This is a genomic window from Nocardiopsis sp. LOL_012 (assembly GCF_048060475.1).
Classification (GTDB): Bacteria; Actinomycetota; Actinomycetes; order Streptosporangiales; family Streptosporangiaceae; genus Nocardiopsis.
Map to the genome: position 1 here is coordinate 1 of NZ_JBHMIV010000130.1, position 350 is coordinate 350.

General features: G+C 73.1%; 1 protein-coding gene. It reads left to right on the forward strand.

Annotated features, from left to right (window positions below; genetic code table 11):
- A partial coding sequence (locus ACFHWE_RS23770) for a hypothetical protein (RefSeq protein WP_416604109.1) occupies positions 1-350 on the forward strand: 350 nt, incomplete at both ends.

The window sequence follows — 350 nt, forward strand, 5'->3', positions numbered from 1 at the left end:
CCACCACAAGCCCAACACCCGACGGCCTCCGCACCCGTGCCCGCACCCTCCACGACGAGGCCGACCGGGCCCAGGACACCGCCGACACCCTCAACTCCTGGGCCCACACCGCCGAGACGAACCCCGGCACCCCCCGCCCCCTCACCCGGGACCAGCAACACCTCATCGACCACGCCCGAGAGGCCGCCCGCTCCGCCCAACAACGCGCACACCGCCTACGCGAGAGCGCCCACGCACTCACCCGCGCCCACACCCTCACCCAACAGGCCCCCCACAGCGACGAAACCGCCACCGCCCAAGCCCAAGCCGACCAGCACTACCAGAACACCCGCCACCTCCTCCCCCCCACC